Origin of the sequence: Chryseolinea serpens, from assembly GCF_900129725.1 — a bacterium.
Taxonomy (GTDB): domain Bacteria; phylum Bacteroidota; class Bacteroidia; order Cytophagales; family Cyclobacteriaceae; genus Chryseolinea; species Chryseolinea serpens.
In genome coordinates this window covers 217,472-241,303 of the sequence record NZ_FQWQ01000004.1, presented here as the reverse complement: position 1 = coordinate 241,303, position 23,832 = coordinate 217,472, and the positions used below count along the sequence as shown (strand labels likewise).

Below are 23,832 nucleotides of genomic sequence, written 5' to 3'. Positions count from 1 at the left end.
CTTTTTTTTCTTTCTGAAGGTAAATCCTGACCGGAAGACCTCAGTTTTGTATTTTTGCTGTCCCTGCCTTTGTGCTGAAAGCATTTTTTACATTCCATGCAGAGAAAGTATTCCCTGAAATTCAAAAAATTGAAGCGTATCCCGGCCCTCGTGTTGGCGTCGGTGACGATCGGTGTGCTATCAGCATTGCTCACGGATACCCTGAAGCTGGTGACAGAACATTATGAAGGCCAATTGTATGACCGCTTCCAGGAACACAACGCCCTGATCATTGCCTTGCCTTTTGCCGGCTTTATTGCCATTCTGCTGTTGCGTCACTTTCTTTTCCGAAACACCGTCAATAAAGGGATGCGCGAGGCCATCGACTGTCTTTCGGCCCGGACAAAATATTTACCTGCGTACAAAATTCCTTCACATTACTTTAATGGCTTTCTGACCGTGATCTTTGGAGGCTCCACGGGCATCGAAGTGTCTACCGTGGTGGCTACGGCTACTGTAGGTTCTTTGTCCAGCCAAAAGACCACCTGGTTGAAACGGTATAAGAACGAGCTGATCTGTGCCGGCATCGCCGCAGGGATCACGGCCCTATTCAATGCGCCCGCGGCGGGTGTCGTGTTTGCCCTGGAAGTATTCGCACAGAAAATAAACAAGCGTCACCTGCTCAGCATCGGCGCGGCGGCCCTCACGGCCTATGCCGTGAACCTGGGGCTGGGCGATGAGCCTGTCTTCCACCTGACGGTGACACACTGGAATACCTTTGCCATGCCCTATTTTGTCCTGCTTGGTATATTTGGAGGTATCTTTTCGACGTGGCTGACGCGATCCATTGTGTGGGTAAAAGACGTTTCACAGGTCATCGAAAACACATTCGTAAAGATCCTGTTGGGATCGGTAGTCATTTCGGTCTTTATTTTCATCTTCCCCAATTTGTATGGCGAAGGATACGCATCCATCAACGCCATGGAGAACTCACCCATTACGACACAAGCGCTGCTCAGCCTCGCCATGGTGCTGATGATCAAACCCGTGGTGACGTCGCTCACGTTGACTGCCGGGGGCGATGGCGGTGTGTTTGCTCCCAGCCTGTTCATGGGCGCCTTCCTTGGCTTTTTGATGGCCTCGCTGTTGAATACCTATTTTCATGCCGGCGTTATCCCGGTCAATTTTATCGTCATCGGTATGGCCGCTTTGCTGAGCGGAAGCATCCATGCACCGCTCACGTCGATCTTCCTGCTGTGCGCCGTGACCGGAAATTATACGCTCTTTGTTCCTATCGTTGTCGCGTCGGTGGTGGCCAAGATCGTGGCCCGGCTTATCCTTCCGTATACCGTATACTCCTATTCGCCGGTGTTCCGGAATAAGAACTAAGCAAAGCCATCAGCATTGCCGTTCCGTGAAGGGCATGGCAAAAAAAAGCGCTCCTCTTCAGGAACGCTCATCTTAGGTTATCATCCGTCTTTCTTTACGGGAAATTTTATTGAAGTAAAATGCCCTGATACTTTTTGGTATCCTTCAGGGTCTGTGCAATGCCCTTGCTCACCGAGAGCAATGCCTGTGGGTCGACGTGGACCGGAAGTTTCAGTTTGGCTTCGAAGCGTTCTCTGAGGCCGCGCAGCATAGCACTGCCACCAGTGATGTGGATGCCGTTGTGATAGATGTCGGCAGCCAACTCCGGCGGACACGTTTCCAGCGTCTGCACGACACAGTGCTCGATGGAGCTCACGGATTTTTCAAGCACAAACGCCACTTCACTGTGATTGATGGCACGGGTTACGGGAAGGCCCTCGATGAGGTCTTTGCCACGCACCATCATGGGCTGGGGAACATCCGGAATTTTATCGATGGCTGCCCCCACGTTGATTTTGATTTGCTCGGCAGTTTTGAGGCCAATGGCCATGTTGTAGGCTCTGCGGAAGTGATCCTGGATCTGTTCATCAAAGGTATCGCCGGCTACTTTGAGGGATTGGAAAGCGGCCACACCCGACAAAGAGATCACGACGATCTCCGTGATGCCCCCGCCGATGTCGATCAGCATCTTGCCATCGGGTTCACGAATGTTCAGGCCGATGCCCAGGGCGGCGGCCAGGGGCTCGTATACCATGTAGGAATGTCTCGAATTGAATTGTCCCAAGGCATCGCGAAGGGCGCGGCGTTCTACTTCGGTGGTGTAATAGGGAATGCCGGCGATCATGTGGTCGTAGCCCCCCAGGAACGAAGACTGCATAGAGGCCTGGGCTAACATTTCGCGGATCATTTTGCTGGCCGAGTCGTAGTCGGCAATGACGCCGCCGCGCAAAGGTTTCACCGGGCGCAGTTCTTCGTGGCTCTTTTCGAACATGCTGTAGGCCTTGTTGCCAATGGCCTTGACGGCGTTGGTTTCGTTGTCGAAGACGATGTAAGATGGTTGCGCTAAAAGTACTTTCTGGGCATCGCTTACCACCGTGTTGCTATTGCCGAGATCTATCGCGACGCTTTTGTTTTTGAAAAAATTAAAATTCATGGTGTCTTTTATTATTTCTCTTTTACCCTGCCTGCCTTGCCCTTCAAGAAGCCGGACGATGTTCCGGCGCTGTTCAGTGCCACACAAAGTGTGCTTGTGTGTGCGGGCAAGATAGGGCTTATAATTTCGTTTTTCAATTGGGGAATGATGGGTTTAACGCGTTTAACAACCATTCACACCGCTCATCCGCCTACAGCAATTGGGGTTTCTTTTTTTATCAAAAAGTGTAACTTCCCAACCGTCTTACCAATCTTAAAATGTATGTCTACCCCCTCACAAAATTCGAGAAGAAATTTTATTAAAAAGGCTATCGGAGGAGCTATTGTCACGAGTGTACCTTCTGTGCTGAAAGCATCGCCAAACCAGGTCATCTCCCTGGTTGCCCCGGAGCGATACGATAAAAAATTCTCCCCCAATGACCAAGTCAACGTGGCGGTGATCGGCATGGGCATCATGGGTTTCAACAACTGGGAAACGTCGTCGCAGATACCGGGGGTGAAACTGATCGCAGCCTGCGATCTTTACACCGGCCGGCTGGACCGCGCCAAAGAGCTCTATGGCAAAGACATTTTCGCGACCAAGGATTACAGGGAAATACTGGAACGCAGCGATATCGACGCGGTGATCATCGCCACGTCCGACCATTGGCATGATCATATCTCTATCGACGCCATGAACAAAGGCAAACACGTGTATTGTGAGAAGCCGATGGTGCACAAACTTGAAGAGGGCGCGGAGGTGATCGCCACCCAAAAGAGAACCGGTAAGGTGATGCAAATTGGAAGCCAGCGCGTGAGTTCCATCGCCACACAAAAGACACGCGAGATCTTCGAGTCCGGGGTGATCGGTGATTTGATCCTGGTCGAGACCTGGATGGACCGCCAGGGTGGTGGCGGTGCGTGGCAGTATTCCATCCCAACAGACGCCAACGCGGGAACCGTAGATTGGGATCGCTTCCTCGGCGACGCGCCCAAAGTCCCCTACGACCCCACCCGCTTCTTCCGCTGGAGAAATTACCAGGACTACGGCACGGGCATCGCTGGCGATCTGTTTGTGCATTTGTTCTCCGGCCTTCATACCGTTACCAGTTCCAAGGGCCCCAACCGCATCTATGCCACGGGCGGCCTGCGCTACTGGAAAGACGGCCGCGACGTGCCCGATGTGATCCTGGGCCTGTGTGACTATCCCTCCAGCGACAAACATCCCGCATTCAACCTGCAGGTCCGCGTGAACTTTGCCGATGGCAGCCGCGACGGCGAACGCCTGCGCCTCATCGGCACCGACGGCGTGATCACCATGGGGTGGAGCGAAATAACCGTCACCCTGAACAAGACACCCAAAGCCCCGGGCTATGGCGGGTGGGATTCGTTCAACACCTTCACGGAGGCACAACAAAAAGAATATGAAAAGTGGTACAAGGCCAAGTACCCGGCCGGAACTCCCGAGATGATTAACCCGGGCACCACCTACAAGGCTCCCGAGCGTTATAGCGCCAACTATGACCATCATATGAATTTCTATAAAGGCATCCGCGAGAAAATGCCCATCAAGGAGGATGCGTTGTTCGGCATGCGCGCCGCCGGCCCGGCCCTGGCGTGCAACAAAAGTGTTTTTGAAAAGAAGATTGTTAACTGGGATCCCGAAACGGCGAAACTGGTGTAAAGTATTTTTAGTGCTCCCCCGTCCGGGCGGGGCACTAAAAATTATTGATCGCGCTGCGATTCATCGGAAGCGTAATGACAAAGCGACACCCTTTTCCTACTTGCGTCGTCAGGTCCAGGTGACCGTTCAGTTTGCCCACGGCCTTCTTTACGATATACAAGCCCAACCCATTGCCTTTCGACCGCTCGTTGGCGCGGAAGTACATGTCAAATACTTTTTCGGTATACGCCGCCGGTATGCCCTGGCCGTTGTCTTCCAGTTCCATGACCAATTGATCGCCTTCCTGGCGCGCTCTCAAACAAATGTAGGGCTCTTCGGTCAGGGAAAAATGAATGGCGTTTTCCACGAGGTTCTCAAGGATGATGCGCACCAGGATGGGGTACGATATGAACGGTGCCTTCAAGTCCACTTGTGCCTGCACTTTGATGCGATGTTTTTGAATATCCTCGCGGAAAGAATCGCAGACGCTGTCGAATATTTCCTTCACCCACACTTCGCGGAAGATCAATTGCTGCGCGCCCACGTCGCTGATGGATTGGAGTTTGATCAGCATTTTATCCAGGCTGAATGCCGTTTCATTCACCTTGGCAAACAACTCCAGCGCAGCGGGATCTTTCAGGGTGATCTTGGCTACTTCGGCCAGGCCCATGAATGTGGTGAGCGGACGCCGGAAGTCGTGCGACGAACGGTAGAAGAAGGTGTCCAGTTCTTTGAAGGCTTCCTGCAATTGCGAGGTACGCTTGGTCACGATGTCGTCGAGGTCGCGATTTATTTCGGTGATCATCTCGTTGGTCTCGCGCAACTCTTCGGCTTGTGCCTGCACTTCTTCCGTTTTTTCGATCAGCTCGTTGTTGAGCATCACCAGCGAATTGTTGGCCTCCGTCAGCTCCTCCGACTGGGCTTGTATTTCTTCCTTTTGCTCTTTGATCTCGGCATTGAGGCGCTTCAGATCCCGGTTGGCCTTACTCTTCAGTTGTGCGTTGAGGTAGAACATGTAAGCCATGAGCCCCAGCAACAACAGCCCGCCGATAGAAAACGTGAGGTAGGAACGTTGCAGGCTGATCTGCGTTTTTTGTAGTTGGATCTCGTTCTGGCTCAATTCATTTTTTTGATTCAGTTGGCGGATCTCGCCTTCCTTTTTTTCCAGTTCGTAGAACGCGCTCATCTCGGCAATCTTGGCCGCACCTTGCTGCGTGAAGATCGAATCGTTGAGCAACATGTAGCGGTCGTAATAAGAAAGGGCCTTCGGATAGTCGCCTATGGAACGGTAGTAGTCGGCGAAGAGTTTGTCATTGTTTCTCAACTCCAGGGCCGCCCCGAGTTCGATGGCCAGCGCGCGGCCTTCCTTCAGGTAATTCTCAGCGTCGGCGCGCTGGTTGGTTTTGATGGAGAGTTCGCCCAACGTATTATAGGTTCTGATCAGAGCATCGCGATCCCGGTTGGCTTTATCCAACGCCAGGGACTGTACAAGGTAGACTCGCGCCTTGGCAAAATTGCCCTGCTTTTGGTATACCCGGGCAATGTTAAAAGTGGTGGAGGAATAGAGCTGTGGCGATTTGATTTCCTTGCGCAATTGCAACGCGATCTCATAATGGCGAAGGGCTTCTTCGTAATGGGATCTCGTGAACTGTATATAGCCGAGAGCGTTGTGTGCATAGGAAATGCCGGCGCGGTCGTGAATATCCTCCATGATCTTCAACGATCGCTGGGCATAGTCGATTCCCAGGGAATCGTTTTTTTGGTTGGTATATGCCCAGGCCATGGAGCCGTACAAACGGCCCACTTCCTGTTTATTGTTCAATTTCTCTTGTATCCGCAGGGCATCGAGCAAGTGTTCGATGGCATGCTTGTAGTCACCCCGGGCGGTGTATACCTGGGCGATGCGACTTAACACCAACGCATAGTAGCGGCGAAAAGGATGCCGCTTCAGCATTTCCAGGGCTTGCGAAAAATGGCGTATAGCTGTATTGTAATCGCCCTGTGCATACAACAACTCGCCCGTGTTGATGTGATAGAACATCTGCTGTTCGGGGTTCTTATATTTCAGTGCCATGCTGTAGGCGCTGTCATAATACTGCCGGGCCGAATCGAGCAGGGATCTGCCTTTGTAGGCCTGACCGATCCCCTGCCATGACTCCATCAGATTTGAAATGTCCTTGTCTTTCCCCCGCAGCAGGGCCGATTGCCGGAAATACAGCAGCGCCGAGTCGAATTCGGAAAGGTTCAAGGCCATCAAGCCGCGGTTATAATACACCGAGGAGCGCGCCGGACCGGGCTGATCCTTCAACGCCACCGTCGACCGTTTGTAGTAATAGTCCGCTGAATCGAACATGGCCTGCACCCGGTAGAGGTTGGCCAGGCGCGTCATCGTGTAGCCCGGAAAATCGCCATAGCGGTGGTTGCCACAACGCCGCAGTGCATCTCTGTAGCGCGCCGTGGCCTGCGGATAGTTCCCCGTGAAGTAATGATACAGGCCGATGTCCGTGAGTGCCTGAACCTCTCCCTTGCCATATTGATTTTGACGAGCCAGTACCCATGCTTCCTGGGCGTAGCCATAGGCTTTCTCAAAGTCATAGTCCCAGCTTTCGGCAGCGAGGCCATGCAAGACATCGCAACGTTGCGCGGGGCTTTGTGTTTGTTCGAGAACTTTTTGGAGACTATCTATCCTTGGAGTTTGGGCATAGATCAACAAGGGGATGAACCAGCCTAAGGCAAGACAGACAGACACTCTACGCATGCTAAAAAAATGGGCTTCTTAAAGCTAAATAGAATTCCACTCTAATCCATGCAACTAAGAGAGAATATCGGCGTGTTGTTGATCGGCGGGAAACGTGACGCGGAAAACGGAGCCCTGCCCCCACCCGCTTCGGACTTCGATCTTGCCATTGAGTTTTTCCACAGCCTTTTTTACAATATACAGTCCAAGGCCATTACCTTTTGACCGGTCGTTGCCACGGAAGTACATCTCAAAGATGCGCTCCTCGTATTGTTTCTCAATGCCCTGGCCGTTGTCTTCTACCTCCAGCACAATTTCCCCTCCCTCGTCGAACGCCCGCACGTAGATGAACGGCTGATCCATGCCACTAAAGAATATGGCATTCTCTATAAGGTTTTCAATAATGATCTTCACCATGGCAGGATACGAAAAGAACGATTGCTTTAACCCGGCATCCATCTGCACGTGAATACCCCGGCCGCGAAGCTCTTCCGAAAAGCTATCGCAAACGTTGTTGACGATCTCTTTGATAAAGACTTCCTTGTACACCAATTGCTGTGCACCCACATCGCTAATGGACTGGAGTTTCACCAGCATTTTATCAAGGTTGCTGGCGGTCTCTTTCACTTTGGCAAAGAGTTCCAGGGCGTTGGCATCTTTCACGGTGATCTTGGCCACCTCCGCCAACCCCATGAACGTGGTCAGTGGCCGGCGAAAATCGTGCGACGAACGGTAGAAAAAAGTGTCCAGCTCTTTGTATGCCTGTCGCAGGGCCGACGTTCTCTCCTCGATTTTTCCTTCCAGGGTGCGGTTGATCTGCGCGATGGTTTGATTGGCCTCGATCAGCTCTTCCGATTGCGCCATGATCTCTTCTTTCTTCTCCACCATTTCGAAGTTTGCCTTGCGGATACGGGTGGCATACTGGTAAGATTTATACGCCAATATGGAAATCAGAATGACCCCGGCCAGGCCTGAAAAGATGATGATGTTCTGCTGCTCGATGTGCGCGCGCTGCAGCTCGATCTTACTGTTCTGATTTTCCTTATGTTGATTGAGAAAGGCAATCTCCTGGTTCTTTTGCTCGGTTTGATAAAGCGCCTGCATCTCGGCCAGCTTCAACGCGTTGTTTTCGCTATAGACAGAGTCGTGCATTTGCTGATAACGCTTTTGATAGTCAAGCGCTTTTTTATAATCTTTTCGGGACTCGAAGAGCACGGAGAAATACAAAAGATTGTTCATGAGCAGGATCTTTGACCCGGTACTGACCGCGAGCACCCGCGCCTTCTCCAGGTACTCCTCCGCTTCCTTGTAGCGGCCTGCTTTTCCATATAGCTGGCCCAACTGGTTGTAGGAAATGCTCAACCCTTGCTTATTGCCTGCCTTCTCGTCGATCACCAAGGCCCGCAACTGGTAGGCCAGGGCACGATCGTATTGCTCCCGGGCTTCGTAAACCAGAGCAATATTAAAGATGCAGGCCGACACTCCCTCTTCGTGGTGAATGCGCTCACGGATGGCCAGTGACTTTTGCAGCAGTTCCAGGGCCTTGTCATATTTCTTCTCCTGGTAATACAAAACCCCCATGACATTGTAACTATTGGAGATGCCATGGTCGTCATGGATCTCCTCGCGCAATTTTAACGATTTGTCCAGGTACGCATGGGCTTGTGCGTAGTTCAATTGATTTTTGTAGATCCAACCGATCTCGCTATAGAGCTTGGCCACTTCATATTTCACCCCGCTGGGTTCGGTGATGCGCAACGCCTCCAGGTAATACTTCAAGGCCACGTCGTGTTGACCCAATTCTTCATAGACCTCTCCCAACTGGTTGTATACCGATGCCAGCAAAGGCGGCTGTTCTTTTATCTTGAGGATCTCCAATGCCTTGAACAATACTTCCAACGACTTCAAGTATTCGCCCTTGCGATAAAAAGCATCGCCCTGGCTCTTGTAGCAGTTGAGCATCAGGTATTCGCTTTTTGCCTTGGTTGCCAGCGCACATCCCTTTTCAAGATTTTCGTTGGCAAGGTCATAGCGGTTCTCATTCTTATACACATCCGCGAAAGCGAACCAGACCTCGGCTCTTCCCCGTTCATCGTCTCTACGCTCGTAGATCTTCATCGCCTTCATGAAATACTCTTCCGCCTCGGTATTTTTCCACTGGATCACAAACAGCCGGGCCATGCTCTTGTAGGTATACGCCAGGTAAACTTCGTTTGGATCTTTCTCGAGCACCTGGAGCGCTCTTTGGTAAAAGAGAAGGGCCGAGTCGTATTGAGAGGTCGAGCGGTAAATGTTGCCCGTCATCACATAGCTATAGGCCAGTTGGCTATCCTCCTCCCCGTTAATGTTTTGCGCTTGCTTGTAAAGACGTAGCGCCGATTGAAATTGCCCGGACACGGTAAACTTATAGCCCATCAATGTAAGCGCCCGCTTTTGCCCGATGTCATAGTGTGCATTGCGTGCGAGGAGGTTGGCCTGGGAAGCATAGCGGAATCCTTCGTTCACATCGGTGTCGTAGATATAGGCCGAAAGGCTGTTCAGCACATCGGCGCGATCGCGGTCATTTTTAGCATCCTTTAACGCGCGCTGGAGGCTGTCCAAAGCAGGTTGGGAACGAAGCGTGGTGGCCTGGCCTAAAAAGCAAATCAGCAGGATGAAAAAAAACCTCACCATGTCCTCTAAATAACCAAAGTTAACTAGTTAATTTAATGCATTCCATTTACATTCTTCCAGATCGGGGTCAAAATAATTAGCGATGACGTTGTATGCAGTCATGGTACAATTTCTTTGTAGTTTTGAGGATCGCCATACCCCAACATCAGGACTTCAACCTTAACCTTTATCCTATGAATAATCGAAAAAACGTCATTTACATCGTCATCGGTGTCATTTTGTTGATCGTGCTGATGAGCCTTTCATCGAGCATGTTTTACACGATCGGCCCCTCCGAAAGGGCTATTATCTTCTATAAGTTCGGCAAAGGTCTTGACAAAGACAATGTGATCGAGCAGGGCTTTCACACGAAAGCGCCCTGGAACGATCTGTATGTGTACAGCGTCAACGAAATGTCATCCGACGAGAACATGGATGTGCTGGACAAGAGCGGTTTGTCTATCCACGTAGACGTCACCGTGCGCTACAGTCCCATGCCTGAGAAAATAGGCTATATCCAGGAGAAATTCACCAAAAACTATGTGAATGTATTGGTCATTCCGGAAGTGCGCTCCACGGTCCGCCAGGTCATGGGCCGCTATACGGCCGAAGAGATTTACTCCACCAAAAGAGCCGAAGTGGAGACCGCCATCCGCACCGAAACGGAAAAGATTCTGCAACTCAATTTTGTGCGTGCGCCAGCCGTACTGATCCGCTCCATCTTGCTGCCCGAACAGATCAAGGGTGCCATCGAAAATAAACTCCAGCAGGAACAAGAAGCACTGGCCTATCAGTTCCGCCTCGATAAAGAAAAAAGCGAAGCCGAACGGAAACGCATTGCCGCCGAGGGCGAATCGCGAGCCAACAACATCATTAACAATAGCTTGACCAACAATCTCCTAAAAATGAGAGGCATCGAGGCCACCTTGGAGTTGTCTAAATCGCCCAACGCCAAGGTCATCGTCATCGGTTCCGGTGGCGACGGGATGCCCCTGATCCTGGGCAATAATTGACAAATCGATATTTTTTAATGCATTCTTTTCCCAAACATGACCGAACCCTGTATATTTAAAACTTGTGTTAAAAATCCATTAGAACATGTCTAAAACTGCTGAATTGATCATTGACGGAAAGTCATATGTGCTGCCCCTTGTAGAGGGAACGGAGAACGAGGTTGGTATTGATATTAGCGACCTGCTAGAGAAAACGGGGACTATCACCCTGGACCTGGGCTACAAAAATACGGGTGCCACCAAGAGCGCCATCACCTTTCTGGACGGCGACAAGGGTATACTGCGCTACCGCGGGTACTCCATTGAAGAGCTGGCCGAGAAGTCCAACTTCCTGGAAGTCGCCCACCTGCTCATCTTTGGTGAGCTGCCCACGCAACAGCAGTACAACAAATTCAGCCACGACATTAAAACACACACCCTGGTGCACGAGGATATCAAGAAGATCCTCGACGGCTTCCCTTCCACCGCCCATCCCATGGGCGTGCTGGCCTCCCTGTTTTGCTCACAAACCGCATTCTATCCCGAGTCGCTGGACCCCAACCGTTCCGCTGAGGGCGTTTACCTGAGCATCGTACGGTCTCTGGCCAAAATGCCGACCTTTGCCGCCTGGGCCTATAAAAACGCCGTCGGTCACCCGGTGAATTACCCCGACAACAAGCTGGACTATTGCGCACGCTTCCTCAAGATGGTGTTCGCCCTTCCCGCCGAGGACTATGAAGTAGACCCCGTAGTAGCAGACGCCCTGGATAAGTTGCTGATCCTCCACGCAGACCATGAGCAGAATTGCTCCACTTCTACCGTGCGTATCGTCGGCTCATCCAAAGCCAGCATTTATTCGTCTATCTCCGCCGGCATCAACGCCCTGTGGGGGCCCCTCCACGGCGGCGCCAACCAGGAAGTGATCGTGATGCTCGAAAACATCAAGAAAGACGGCGGCGACACCGAAAAATGGATCAACAAAGCCAAAGACAAAAACAGCGGCTTCCGCCTGATGGGCTTCGGACACCGCGTCTATAAGAATTTCGATCCGCGCGCCAAGATCATCAAGAAGGCCGCCGACGACGTGTTGAAAAAACTGGGCGTGAACGACCCCGTGTTAGAGATTGCCCAGAAGCTTGAAGAAGCCGCTCTGAAAGATCCTTACTTCGTAGAAAGAAAACTCTATCCCAACGTCGACTTCTACTCGGGCATCATCTATCGTGCCCTGGGCATCCCCGTGGATATGTTCACCGTCATGTTTGCCATGGGACGCCTCCCCGGATGGATCGCCCAATGGAAAGAAATGCGCGAGAACAAAGAGCCTATCGGCAGACCCCGTCAGATCTATACCGGTGCAACGCTGCGCCCGTATACCGAGATCACAAAACGATAGACATCCCATACCAACCGCTACGGCCAGCGAATACCTTGGCCGTAGCGGTTTTTATTTTTAGCTCAATTCACTTTAAAGAAAAATCATCCATGGACCAACAACAATTCGACGCTGCTGTAGAGCGCTCTAAAACGTTCACCAAAAGACCCACCAACGAAGAGTTGCTCAGGCTCTATGGACTGTTCAAACAAGCCACGGAAGGCGATGCCACCGGCGACCGTCCCGGCGGGTTTGACTTCAAGGCCATCGCCAAGTTTGATGCTTGGGAAGAGTTGAAGGGCAAGACCAAAGAACAAGCCATGACCGAATACGTGACCCTGGTGAACGACCTGCACAAACTCTACGCGTGACCGCTTGAATCTCTTTTACCAACCGCGCCTCCCCGAAGGAATCCACTACCTCGACCCCGACGAGTCGAGACACTGCACAAAAGTGCTGCGAAAAAAACAAGGTGATACGCTACACCTGACCGACGGCAAAGGCTTCTTCTACACCGCCATCATTACCCAACCCGATCCACAGCGATGCACCTTCGAAGTCACCGGGACACAAGCCGCACCTACGAGGAACTTCTTCATTCACATCGCCATCTCCCCTACTAAAAATGCAGACCGGCTGGAGTGGTTCGTAGAAAAATCCGTCGAGATCGGCATCGACGCCATCACGATCATCGAATGCGACCACACCGAACGCATGCACATAAAACTTGAACGGCTCGAAAAACTTTGCGTGAGCGCCATGAAGCAGTCCGTGAAAGCCACACTCCCCCAGCTCTCTGGCGTCGTGGCCTTACCCGAGTTCATCGCTCATGGCAAAGCAACCGAGAAGTTCATTGCCTATGTAGACCCCGACAACCCGATGCACCTGCATCAAATGGCCACCCCGCATCAAGACTACGTGGTACTGATTGGCCCGGAGGGCGATTTTTCGAAGGAGGAGTTGGCCCTTTGCCTGCAGCACGGCTTCCGCAAAGCGAGCCTCGGCCCCAGCCGGCTGCGGACGGAAACCGCGGGCCTGGTAGCCTGCCACACCCTGCATTTGCTTAACACCGTGTGATCGTCGTACCTTGTTGAATTGAAAATACGCCGCCATGATCTTAAACTACATTTGGGTTTCATTTTTTCTCTTAGCGTTTGTCGTGGCGGTTTTCAAACTGATCGTCTTCCAGGACGTCGAGGTCTTTCCCGCGCTTCTGCAATCCACCTTCACGATGGCGAAAACCGGATTTGAGATTTCTATTTCGCTTACTGGTGTGATGTCCCTTTGGTTAGGGTTGATGAAGATCGGAGAACGCGGGGGCATAGTGCCCATCCTATCCCGAGTGGTAGGCCCTTTCTTTTCACGGCTTTTTCCTGAAATACCCAAAAATCATCCGGCCACAGGTTCCATCATCATGAACTTCAGCGCCAACATCCTGGGGCTCGACAACGCTGCCACGCCCCTGGGACTAAAGGCCATGAAGGAATTGCAAGAGATCAACCCAAGCTCAGACACCGCGTCTAATGCGCAGATCATGTTCCTGGTGCTCAACACCTCGGGACTCACCGTAATACCCCTGGCCATCATTGCCGATCGCACCACGCTGGGCTCCGTCAATCCTACAAGCATCTTCATCCCCACCCTGATTGCCACGTTCTGTTCCACGCTGGTGGGGCTGGTCTATCTTTGCGCCCGTCAAAAAATAAATCTCCTGGATAAGGTGCTGCTGGGCTACATCGTCGGCCTTAGCAGTGTCGTATTACTTTCCGTGTGGTACTTCACAACGCTCTCGCAGGACGAGTTGCAAAGCCAATCCACGCTCATCACCAGTGTGATCATCATCACGGTAATCATCTCCTTTCTGGCACTTGGCATCCGGAGGAAAATACCGCTTTTCGAAACCTTTGTAGAAGGTGCGAAGGAAGGCTTTGAAACCTCCGTGAAGATCATTCCCTTTCTCATTGCTATGCTCGTCGCCATCGGCATCTTCCGGACATCGGGTGCGCTGGAGTACATTATTAAAGGCATTGCCTGGGCGGTCGGTTCTGTTGGATTGAATACCGACTTTGTGGAAGCATTGCCCGTGGCATTCCTTAAGCCCATGAGTGGCCAAAGTGCACGAGGCATGATGATCGAAATATCCAAAACCTTCGGACCCGACTCCTTTGTCGGCAACCTGAGCAGCATTTTCCGGGGATGTGCCGAAACCACATTCTATATCCTGGCTGTCTATTTTGGCTCCGTAAATGTGCGAAAAACACGGTATGCCTTGACCGCCGGTCTAATCGCTGACCTGGGAGGGATAGTAGCTGCTATTTTTGTGGGTTACTTGTTCTTTCATTGAGATATAAAATGATACTTTTATTTGTTTAACTGCACCCGGAGGTTTAACATTGTTATATGGAAAGAAAAGCGGATATCCAAAAGACCATCTACGATAACGCGAAGAGTCACTTTCTTGGAAACTTCCCCGATTCACTACCCATCGAGCAAGCCTATGTTCACATCGGCATGTATTTAGGATGGATCATTGACACGGGACTTTATTCAGAGTATTTTGAAGATGAAGCCTCCAACCAGATCTTCCGTTTCAAACGCCGGGAAATTTCATGCACCATCCTCAGCGAGATCTGGGACGGCTATCTGGGCTTTGAACTTTTCAATCGCCAGGGCAACATGTTCACCTACTACTACTATGGTGGCGGTCTGTATCGCAGCGACTATGATGAGATTCTGGTGAAAACCCTGCCTTCCATCTACCACGTGACCGACAGCTGGGAGAACTATGAAAAGATGAAGACCCGCATCGACATGCGCTTCACCGACTGGAGAAAACTAGTAGGCTAGTCGCACCTTACTTCACCAATTTCCCATTCTTATCGATTGTGTTTTGCTGCGTATCACCTTTGATGGTGACTTCGCCCCCGTCGGATTTAAATTGGATCTCCCTGGGAACATAACCCAGTTGATAGTTCGTACTCCACGCCAACCCATCCGATCGATAGATTTTGGCCAACGTTGCCGCATGTTTACCGTCCTTGGCCGGGCGCTCGGCATAGACCAATACAAAATATATTTGCCCACCCGCATCCGAGTACGTCAACACTTTCGATGAGCTCAATCGCGCAAGTTTAAAACTTGGCTTGTCCACGGGGAACGTCACTTTCACGTCCGGTACACGCGACGGGCGGATCGTATAAAAATATCCTGTAGGATTAAGCGAGTCGGCATACTGCAATCCCGAAGTGAATTTCTCTTCTTGAATGATCAGCGGCTTGAACCGTGCATTCATCACCGCAGACACTACGGGGATAGAATCGGCGCCGATAACGATCCATTGAAGGGCATTTTTGGTTTGAGAAAATTGTGTTTGCTTTTTCAATTTCTCACGCTCCGAATATTCTTTTAAAGCCTTCACAAAGCTCTTCAACACCACGGTGCTATTATACGTGTTCTTTATAAATTGGTCATAGTCTTCGGCTTTCTTATCTACATCCTCCGCCGAAAGCTTGGCCGCCATGCTGTCCAGGCGGCTAACATATTTCAATTCCTTTGTCAGCAACGCGAGGCGAAACTGGAGATCACTGGAGTCGCGAACCGCTTTGTTCTCCAACAATGCCGAACGGTATTCGAGATCGGCGATCTTCAACGAGAACACCTCCATGGGCAAAGGCTCCGAATCATATTTTTTAAGTTGCTCCATCAAAAGCTTGTCAATCAAAGACGTGAGGTCGCTTCGCACAGAAATGGAATCCTTATTGAGTTTCTCACGAAGTTTGTTGATCTCGATGTCATAGGCAACCAAGTGTTCACGCATGGGAATGATTTCTTTCTCGATAGACACCTTCGCCTTATCGGCAAACTTTCGATAGTCCCACAACGGTAAATCGTCCTGGTAAAAATTAGCGGGAGATGCGCCGTCTTTTTTCATGTCTACGATCTCTCGCTCGGATAGCGTCTGGTTGTATCCGGTGCGGCCAATGGTGACCGCACTCGACTTATAGTTATTAAAGGCCTTCAGACACGAATCGTAGCGCCCCCCCAGGGCGACAAGACTCGCCACGGTGTTCTCGTTTGCCCGCAAGTAAAATGATTTTTCTTCGGGCGCACTGGCTTGTATGTTCTTGTACAACGCGTTGGATTTCTTATAAAGACTGTCCGCCAGGTTGAAATAGTACTTCACCATCTTCACGCGATCTATGCGTTCGCGCAGTCCCTCCATTTTCTTTTCCAGGTCGAACTGGATGTCGGAAAGCTTCACTCCAAACTCACCGGTTCGCAGGTCGCGCCGGTTGTAGGCCTGGTAGTATTCGTCGTTTCGCTTTACTTCTTTCTCGGTGATGGTTTTGTAGGCTTTATCGTAGTACAAGATGGCCGAATCCATGTCTGAAATCGCCCGCCGCGTTTGCTTCAGCACGTCATCTTTGCCTGATTTCTCCTGGAAAATAATCCCCATATACAGCAAGGCATTGGGATTGTCGCTGTTCTCTTTCAGATAATTTTTCAGGAATGGCTCCGCTGCCTCATACTGTTTGGTACTCAAAAGACCCCAGATATCCTTGTATTTCACTTTTTGTCCATAGGCCGACGAAGCAAAAAGAAACAGGATGAGGAACTTGACCAAAGCGGTTTTTGTCATGATCTTAAACGAGATTATCTTTCGAAATTAATTAAAATATGGAGATTTGGTAACCCTTTTCCGGATGCACAAAATGAAAAACCCCTTTAACATTGCCATAATCCATGTCCTTTGGAGGCATTTGCGCCCTTGGGCCATATTTGCGATCGTATTTGTCGTATTGCGCGTAACTGGGGCACTTTCCGGTGTGTCTTATTTTACAAGCTCTGCACTCATGAAAACGGGTATCCTGGACGCCGCCACAGCCCCACCGGCGGTCATGAAAACCTTCGACTATAACTTCAACATAAAGGATCTGCAAGGCCAGGTAATCGACTTCAACCGGTTCAAAGGCAAAACGATCTTCCTGAACGTTTGGGCCACCTGGTGCGGCCCCTGCCGTGTGGAGATGCCGGCGATCGACGAACTATACAAAAAGGTAAAGGACAACGACAAGATCGTCTTTGTCATGCTGTCGATCGACAAAAGCGAGAACTTTACAAAGGTGGTTGACTTTACCCGGGAAAAAGGCTTTGCATTCCCAGTGTATGTACCGTCGGGCTATCTGCCCAAACAGCTACAGGTTTCTATGATCCCAACGACGCTGGTAATCAACAGCGACGGAAAAATTGTAAGCAAAGAAACGGGCACGACGAACTACGACACTCCAAAATTCAAGGAGTTCCTGGAGAGTTTATAACGATCTCAATCTTTCTCGGCCCACTCGGCCACTTGATTTTCATAACGTATCCTGGAAAGACCCTGGCGGGTCAATTTGATCGTGAAGGCATGGCGCTTACGCGTTGCCACCGCCACTTCAAGGAGATGGCGGGCTTCGAGATCCATTTTTACCTGGAGGATCTTCCAGGCCAGGTCTCCGTTCCATTTTCCCTCCAGCGTGGCATGGGCCTTCTCAAGCAAATCGTTCAATGTCATGCTATCCGATTTTTCAACGCTCGATAGGATGAAGGAACAGAATAGATCATACTCCCGCTTCAACAAGATCACACCCGGACGCCCATCGGGCCGGTGCGTGCGCACCACTTCCTCTGAGCGCTTCGTATTCTGTTCCATAAAGTAAGGGCTCCAATTAATTTATGTACTCTAACGGCACAAGTTACCAGAGGATTGCCTTTTTTAGGACGAGATTCTAAAAATAACGATACCGGAACCCTTCCGGCAGGACAAAAAGCAGTATTCTGTCGACATAAATCGATTCCTGCTAAGCTCAACGCAGAACATTGGTCATGGCTTGGCTTCCCGCGTTAACACCCGTACCTGCTGACAATCAAGAACGGTAACGTCCGATCGCGTTGAAAGCATCACGGCGTCAGGCAAGGTTCTTTCAAGCCTGCGCTTTGTCCTGTGAACACCTCGCTTCTACAACGGCCTCTGGCAATCCTATTCATCACATCTTCCCTCAAACCGATAGCAACAAAAAAACCTGACTGCGGGTCCGGTTACTTTTTAGAAGTGAAAAGAATGCGTTCGCCTTGCCAACGAAAAAACGACGAACCAACGAAATATCGTCGGCTACTTGAAAAAAATATTCGTTTGGAGTGAAAATTCAAAGGTTTTCTTTGGCGCTCGGTTTGAGAAGGGTTGATAAAAATTATTCAATGATTACGCGTGCTATTCTATCCTTGTTGAAGCATAACAACAGGGTAAACCTGCCAACGTTGGGAGCGATCATCAAACAACAGGATTTTTCCCAATCCCTGTTCTTCAATCAATTCATAAAATATGATGACGGGATGCTTTCTGCTTATCTCACAAAAATTGAAATGCTCACAGAGGAAGAATCCCAAGTGGCCATTCATGATTTTGTCGAATCCATACGACAGGGCGTTTACGAGAACGGGAGGTATGGAATAAAAGAATTAGGCACGTTCTGCTTCGTGGACAACAGACTGGAACTCCTCAACGAAAAGGACTATGCTCGTGCGTTGGCAAAATCCAACGTCCAGGCCGTCGGAGAAACGCAGGAACAAGTTTATCATGGACATGAGAATTGGGAAACGCCTTCATTACGTGACCAGGAAAAAAAAGATGAAAATCCGGCCATGAACGCCAGAGAGGCGGGCCATGGGTATGATGAAGCGCAATCCCCGTCGTTCGCGCGGCACGCTTGGTCCAATCATGACGGATCTGATTCATTGGAAGAAGTGCCTCAGGCGGCATCCGCATTGACTGAGCCCGCAAAAAAATTACGGCACTCTTCCCGCGCGTTGAAATTTATTCGGGTAACCATCCCTCCCATTGCCTTGGGATTAGTTCTCATTCGACTGAGCTTACCCCTTCCCGGGAGTCATCAAAATGCGGTCTTCCCGACTGACAGCGCTGGGCGAAGACCCTCCGATTCCATCTTCAGTCAAAGACCACGTCCCGTAGTGGGTGCGCAAATCACGCCCGCGCCATTCGCTGGTTCAATTGAAACTGGGAAAGGCCGCAAAGACGCTGAAAGCAGCCTGGTCTATCACGTCATCATCGGCGCTTTTCGATTCGAAAGCAATGCAGACAAGCTCGTCGCCGAGCAGCAGATTCGGGGACATGCCGCGTCGAAACTTGGAAAACGAAACGGCTACTACCTGGTGAGTTATGAAAGCACAACCGATGTATGGACGGCAAAAAAACTCTGCCAAGATCTCAAAGCCTTGTACCCGGAGGTTTGGCTGGATAAGCAAGAATAAGCTTTGTACAACTTATAGAACAAGACTAACCACCAACCCATGAAAAATCTACTGATCGTAAAAGAAATCCTGAACAGCAATGGTATTCCTATCACACCGTTGCGTCTCCTTTGCTTACGGAGCATCATTCAATTCAAGGCGCCTTTCACCGTCCAGCAACTCATCTCAGACCTGCGATGGGAAACAAAGATCAACACCTCTGTCGCGCGACGCACGCTAAGTTTATATAGCAAGGTGGGACTGGTCAGCAAGACAGAATCTGAGATCAAGTCCGAAACAGTTCTGAGCGGAAGAAAGAAAAAGCAACGCGATGTGAACTACCAATGGATTGGCCAGATCAATTCTTTGATCGACCGCGACGAAACCCTGCGGGCAGAATCGGTGAATCCGGACTCCAGTCAACCCTGCCTATGAGAGCAAAAATTGATCTCGCCCCCACTGACAAAATACGGCCGTCTGTTTTTCTATTTCACCTCCGCATTTAGAAACCACGGCATTTCAATTCATCCTATAACAAGTTTTAACAATTATTTCTATTATGGCAAAGTTAAAGTATTCCTTCCAAGACAAGTCCCTCGTTAGCATCAAAGGTGAACGCTGGAAAGACATTCCCGGGTTCGAAGGCTTCTATAAAGCTTCCAACATGGGCAGAATCAAATCACTCGACAGGGTAATTCCGCATCCCCGGTTGAACCAACAATTTGTAGCCGGAAGAATCCTCAGTCAGTCGATCGCCAAGAACCGAAACATCAAGACAGGCGAACCCATGATCGATCTCCGCGTGTCTTTATCCAAGGAAGGGTCTCAATTTTATTTCAACACCCGACGGGTGATTTACAGCACCTTTGTACGTGAAATAAATTACGAGGACGATGGTATGTATGTCATCAACAAAGATGGCGACGGCTATAACAACTGTGTCAAAAACCTGAAGCTGGTTACTAAAAGTGAAAAGAGTCAGCGCGTATTTATCCGCGAACGTGCCGACTCCTATCTAAAAACGGCAGATCGTTCGAAATGGAAAAATTACGGTGGTTATACGCGCCGCCTGCCGGTGAAGCAGTACTCGATAAAAGGCAAGCTGATGGGGCATTACGAAAGTATCCGTGAGGCTTCTCAGAAGACCGGCTGCGGCCAGAAGGAGATCATCCTGGTGGCACGCGGCATTCATCACCAGACCAAAGGTTATATTTGGCGGTACGCCTGATCTTTCCAGGGACTCCGGCTGGATAACGGCCAGTCGGAGTTCTATTTTTAAGTATAAATAAAACAGCGGATGACACAAAAGTGCGGTTTCAATCTTATTTTTAGGTAACCTGTACATCCGCTATGATCCATCCCTTCTACATTCAGCTCGCGCTTCTGCTGAGTGGCATTGCCCTTATCGTATATCTCACCACCAGACTCAAGGTCCACCCATTTTTCGCGCTTTCACTGGTCTCTGTTCTTTTGGGGGTTGGGGCACAACTTCCGGCAACGGAAGTGCTCCTTATCATGAAAGATGGTTTTGGACAGGTCATGAAATCGCTGGGTTTTATTATTGTGCTGGGGACGGCGCTGGGAATCATGTTGGAGCGCACGGGAAGGACTACCGCCATCGCAGGCTTCATTTTACAGACCGTCGGTGCGCGTCATGCCGCATTCGCGATGAGCATCACGGGGTTCGTCGTGGGCATGCCCATCTTTTGCGACTCCGGTTTCATCGTATTGAGCGGTCTCAGCAACTCTTTGGCGCGCAAAGCAGGGCTCGCTGCAGCATCCGTCTCGGCCTGCCTGGCCACGGGACTGTACGCTGTGCATTGTCTTATCCCGCCTCATCCAGGCGCAGCGGCGGCAGCAGGAATCATCGGCGTCGATTTTGGGAGAGTATTACTTTTTGGGATTCCGGTGGCTTTGCCAGCGATGCTTGTCGGATATGGCTGGGCCGTGTACGCAGGAAAGTCTGCAGCGTTTTCCGAAGAAACTGAAAGCGTTGAAGCCGAAACCGCGCCAAAGCATTACGGCGTGCTTTCGTCTCTCCTACCGCTATTGGTTCCCATACTCCTGATCGGATTGAAATCTTTCCTGGTCACGCCGACACAAACTTCGTCGTTTGCTCAGGTGCTAGCGTTTGTTGGCGATCCTTCCATCGCCCTGGTGATTGGCCTTGTTCTTTGTTTTATTGGAAAGGGAAATCGCGATCGCGAAACGGTTTCCGTCATGCTTCGTGAAGCGGTGGAAAAATCCGGAGGCATTTTGGTGATCATCGGTGCCGGTGGGGCATTTGGCCATGTGCTGGCGGCCACGAAGATCGGCGATCATTTCAGCGAAGTGCTTCCCCTACAGCATCTCGGCATTTTGTTTCCGTTTTTGCTTACATTTTTATTGAAGACTGCACAGGGCTCATCCACTGTAGCTATTCTTACCGCAGCTTCGCTTACTTTCCCACTATTGCCGGCATTGGGAATGGATACCGAAAACGGCAAGTTACTGTGCGTACTGGCAATGGGTGGTGGGTCGATGATGATCTCGCATGCCAACGATGCCTACTTCTGGGTTATCTCGCGATTCGGAGGCGTGGCGATGGCGCCCATGCTAAAAGTCTGCACGGTGGCCACCATCGGCATGGGACTTACAACTTTGCTGACGGTGTATCTCCTGTCTTTTATTCTTTAAGGTGAATATTGCACCTAAAGGCAACCTACCGGGCGGTCACGAGGTTTTGTGGTGAGCCTTCGAGGAAATGTTTTATGTTTTCAATCGTGGCATTTAGTATTCTGCTCCGGGCTTCGACGCTCAGCCATGCCGTATGCGGCGTGATGATGCACTGCTTCACACCCGTCAGGGGATGACCGGCCGGTGGCGGCTCCTGGCTCAACACGTCGAGCGCGGCTCCTTTTAATGTCCCTCGTTTCAACGCCGTGGCCAAATCCATTTCATTGATGAGTTGCCCGCGCGAGGTATTGATCAAAAAGGCTGTCGGTTTCATAAGTGAAAGCAAGGCCTTGTTCACAAAGCCGACGTTGTCTAGCGTTAGCGGGCAATGCAGGGATATAAAATCGCTCTCGCGAAAAAGCGTTTCCAATGATACTTGCTTCGCCGGAAATGATTTTTTTGATGGACTGTAGAAAATAACATTCATACCGAGTGCCTCCGCTATCGCTGCCGTGCGTTGACCGATTCTCCCAAAGCCCACAATCCCGAACACCTTGCCGCTGAGTTCAATCAAAGGGCTGGTAGAGTAACACCAATCGCTGGCCGTGGACCAATCGCCCTGGGACACGCTCCGACTGTTTTCACCAACGTGGTTGGTGAGTTCCAGCATTAACGCTATGGCGTGTTGCGCTACAGAGTCGGTGCCATAGGCCGGCACGTTGCAGACGGCAACCCCTTTTGTATAGGCCGCCGCGACATCAATTATGTTGTAACCGGTAGCCGTTACGGCGACCAACTTCAGTTTGGTTGCATGCTCAAGTGTGTGGGCATTTATCGGGGTTTTATTCGTTACGATAATTTCGGCATGACGGCATCGGTCCGCTATGTCTTCTGGTGCGGTTCGGTCGTGATAGCGCACGTTTCCCAATGCCTGGATCCCGCTCCAGTCGAGGTCGCCAGGATTAAGGGTATAACCGTCTGTAATTACGATTTCCATCACAGGTGTTGAACGTTCATTTTGCAGCTCCTTGCTTTAACCAACCGTTGGCCGACAGCCAGGCTTTGCAGCGATCGAGCCACACATCGTCTGTGGTCTTATTAAACAGTCCAAAGCCGTGGCCGCCTTTCTGGTAGATGTGCAATTCGGCAGGCACTTTGTGGTGAATCAGTTGCTCATAAAAAACAATGCTATTCTCAGGCTTCACTACTTCGTCGTCGCTGGCATGCACAAGGAATGTGGGTGGCGTGTCGGCGGTCACTTGAAGTTCGTTAGAGTACCAATCGATTTTTTCTTTAGACGGCGCCTTACCGATAAGTTGCTCGCGGGATCCCTTGTGACAGATGCTGTCCTGGAAACTGATCACGGGATAGACAAGGATCATAAAATCCGGTCGCAAGCTGGTTTTGGTTGGATTGTCAATGACAGGGCTGGCATAATGCGTGCCTGCGGTTGACGCCAGGTGCCCGCCTGCAGAAAAGCCCATGATGCCGATTCGTTTGGGGTCGATCTTCCAATCCCGCGCATGTTGTCGAACGGTGAGAATGGCTTGCTGGGCATCCTGCAGCGGGCCGATCTCACGATTCACCATCGTTTCATCGTTTGGAATTCTGTACTTGACAACAAAGGCTGCAATCCCCATGTCATTTAATTTCCGGGCCACGTCTATCCCTTCGTGCGCTATGGCGTTGACCCAATATCCACCGCCCGGATAAATAATAACGGCTGCGCCCGTCGCGGATTTTACGTTGGGCAGATAAATACTCAGTGTAGGTTTGGTGATCTGATCGACCACGGTTATACCTCCATTGATTGAGGTTTTTTCTTTGTCTGGGCTGGGTTTGCTATTCGGAATCTGGCCTTCGTATAACGGCATGGTTTTCTGGCCAAATGTATAAAGGGTCATCGATGTGAAAAGAATTAACAAGTAAGGCTTCATGATTCAGAAGGATTTAGGGAGTAATATAGAAAAAACAAAAAATAGTTTCGTCTTTCCCT

General features: G+C 50.5%; 20 protein-coding genes. 13 read left to right on the top strand and 7 right to left on the bottom strand.

Features of this window, described 5'->3' with window-relative positions; all coding sequences use genetic code 11:
* Positions 1-96: 96 nt before the first annotated feature.
* Entirely contained in the window at positions 97-1,368 is a 1,272-nt protein-coding gene (locus BUB30_RS25575; RefSeq protein ID WP_073140142.1) for a chloride channel protein, read from the top strand.
* A gap of 106 nt (positions 1,369-1,474) precedes the next feature.
* On the opposite strand, the gene mreB is transcribed toward BUB30_RS25575, so the two are convergent.
* Positions 1,475-2,500, bottom strand: a complete 1,026-nt coding sequence (gene mreB, locus BUB30_RS25570) for a rod shape-determining protein (RefSeq protein ID WP_073140139.1) — start codon at positions 2,498-2,500, stop codon at positions 1,475-1,477.
* 261 nt (positions 2,501-2,761) lie between these two features.
* On the opposite strand from mreB, the gene BUB30_RS25565 reads away from it, so the two are divergent.
* On the top strand, positions 2,762-4,162 hold the full coding sequence (locus BUB30_RS25565; protein ID WP_073140136.1) for a Gfo/Idh/MocA family protein: 1,401 nt from the start codon (positions 2,762-2,764) through the stop codon (positions 4,160-4,162).
* Between the two features lie 34 nt (positions 4,163-4,196).
* On the opposite strand, the gene BUB30_RS25560 is transcribed toward BUB30_RS25565, so the two are convergent.
* A complete protein-coding gene (locus BUB30_RS25560) occupies positions 4,197-6,899 on the bottom strand; it encodes a tetratricopeptide repeat protein (RefSeq protein WP_084138400.1) in 2,703 nt (900 codons plus the stop codon).
* A gap of 54 nt (positions 6,900-6,953) precedes the next feature.
* A complete protein-coding gene (locus BUB30_RS25555) occupies positions 6,954-9,551 on the bottom strand; it encodes a tetratricopeptide repeat protein (protein WP_073140130.1) in 2,598 nt (865 codons plus the stop codon).
* A 173-nt stretch (positions 9,552-9,724) separates the two neighbouring features.
* On the opposite strand from BUB30_RS25555, the gene BUB30_RS25550 reads away from it, so the two are divergent.
* From BUB30_RS25550 to BUB30_RS25525, 6 genes are all read left to right on the top strand, one after another.
* Positions 9,725-10,543 carry a prohibitin family protein gene (locus BUB30_RS25550; protein ID WP_073140127.1) on the top strand — a complete coding sequence of 273 codons (819 nt, stop codon included), beginning with the start codon at positions 9,725-9,727 and terminating at the stop codon, positions 10,541-10,543.
* Positions 10,544-10,628: 85 nt separating this feature from the next.
* The gene (locus tag BUB30_RS25545; RefSeq protein ID WP_073140124.1) at positions 10,629-11,915 is read left to right on the top strand and encodes a citrate synthase; all 1,287 of its coding nucleotides are present in this window, start codon (positions 10,629-10,631) and stop codon (positions 11,913-11,915) included.
* Positions 11,916-12,004: 89 nt separating this feature from the next.
* Complete coding sequence (locus tag BUB30_RS25540; RefSeq protein ID WP_073140121.1) at positions 12,005-12,265, top strand: acyl-CoA-binding protein; 261 nt, start codon at positions 12,005-12,007, stop codon at positions 12,263-12,265.
* 4 nt (positions 12,266-12,269) lie between these two features.
* Positions 12,270-12,971: a 16S rRNA (uracil(1498)-N(3))-methyltransferase gene (locus tag BUB30_RS25535; RefSeq protein WP_073140119.1), complete on the top strand. Its 702-nt coding sequence runs from the start codon at positions 12,270-12,272 to the stop codon at positions 12,969-12,971.
* 34 nt (positions 12,972-13,005) lie between these two features.
* Complete coding sequence (locus tag BUB30_RS25530; RefSeq protein WP_073140116.1) at positions 13,006-14,238, top strand: nucleoside recognition domain-containing protein; 1,233 nt, start codon at positions 13,006-13,008, stop codon at positions 14,236-14,238.
* A gap of 56 nt (positions 14,239-14,294) precedes the next feature.
* Positions 14,295-14,741, top strand: coding sequence for a DUF7832 domain-containing protein (locus BUB30_RS25525; protein WP_073140112.1), 447 nt, complete (start codon positions 14,295-14,297; stop codon positions 14,739-14,741).
* Between the two features lie 7 nt (positions 14,742-14,748).
* Here the strand turns inward: BUB30_RS25525 and BUB30_RS25520 are convergent, their stop codons facing one another.
* Positions 14,749-16,533, bottom strand: coding sequence for a hypothetical protein (locus BUB30_RS25520; protein ID WP_073140109.1), 1,785 nt, complete (start codon positions 16,531-16,533; stop codon positions 14,749-14,751).
* 214 nt (positions 16,534-16,747) lie between these two features.
* Between BUB30_RS25520 and BUB30_RS25515 the strand changes: the two genes are divergently transcribed.
* Complete coding sequence (locus BUB30_RS25515; RefSeq protein WP_178377201.1) at positions 16,748-17,212, top strand: TlpA family protein disulfide reductase; 465 nt, start codon at positions 16,748-16,750, stop codon at positions 17,210-17,212.
* Between the two features lie 5 nt (positions 17,213-17,217).
* Here BUB30_RS25515 and BUB30_RS25510 read toward each other — a convergent pair whose 3' ends face one another.
* Positions 17,218-17,586, bottom strand: a complete 369-nt coding sequence (locus BUB30_RS25510) for a DUF6958 family protein (RefSeq protein WP_073140106.1) — start codon at positions 17,584-17,586, stop codon at positions 17,218-17,220.
* 605 nt (positions 17,587-18,191) lie between these two features.
* Here BUB30_RS25510 and BUB30_RS25505 point away from each other — a divergent pair.
* From BUB30_RS25505 to BUB30_RS25490, 4 genes are all read left to right on the top strand, one after another.
* The gene (locus BUB30_RS25505) at positions 18,192-19,202 is read left to right on the top strand and encodes an SPOR domain-containing protein (RefSeq protein ID WP_178377200.1); all 1,011 of its coding nucleotides are present in this window, start codon (positions 18,192-18,194) and stop codon (positions 19,200-19,202) included.
* 39 nt (positions 19,203-19,241) lie between these two features.
* Entirely contained in the window at positions 19,242-19,616 is a 375-nt protein-coding gene (locus BUB30_RS25500) for a hypothetical protein (protein ID WP_073140101.1), read from the top strand.
* Between the two features lie 124 nt (positions 19,617-19,740).
* Entirely contained in the window at positions 19,741-20,409 is a 669-nt protein-coding gene (locus BUB30_RS25495; protein WP_073140099.1) for an NUMOD4 domain-containing protein, read from the top strand.
* A 122-nt stretch (positions 20,410-20,531) separates the two neighbouring features.
* Positions 20,532-21,857 (top strand): GntP family permease, encoded by a 1,326-nt coding sequence (locus tag BUB30_RS25490; RefSeq protein ID WP_073140097.1) that lies wholly within the window; start codon positions 20,532-20,534, stop codon positions 21,855-21,857.
* A gap of 25 nt (positions 21,858-21,882) precedes the next feature.
* Here BUB30_RS25490 and BUB30_RS25485 read toward each other — a convergent pair whose 3' ends face one another.
* Both BUB30_RS25485 and BUB30_RS25480 read right to left on the bottom strand, forming a co-directional pair.
* Positions 21,883-22,833, bottom strand: coding sequence for a D-2-hydroxyacid dehydrogenase (locus tag BUB30_RS25485; protein ID WP_073140094.1), 951 nt, complete (start codon positions 22,831-22,833; stop codon positions 21,883-21,885).
* A gap of 16 nt (positions 22,834-22,849) precedes the next feature.
* Positions 22,850-23,773: an alpha/beta hydrolase gene (locus tag BUB30_RS25480; protein ID WP_073140091.1), complete on the bottom strand. Its 924-nt coding sequence runs from the start codon at positions 23,771-23,773 to the stop codon at positions 22,850-22,852.
* Positions 23,774-23,832 lie beyond the last annotated feature (59 nt).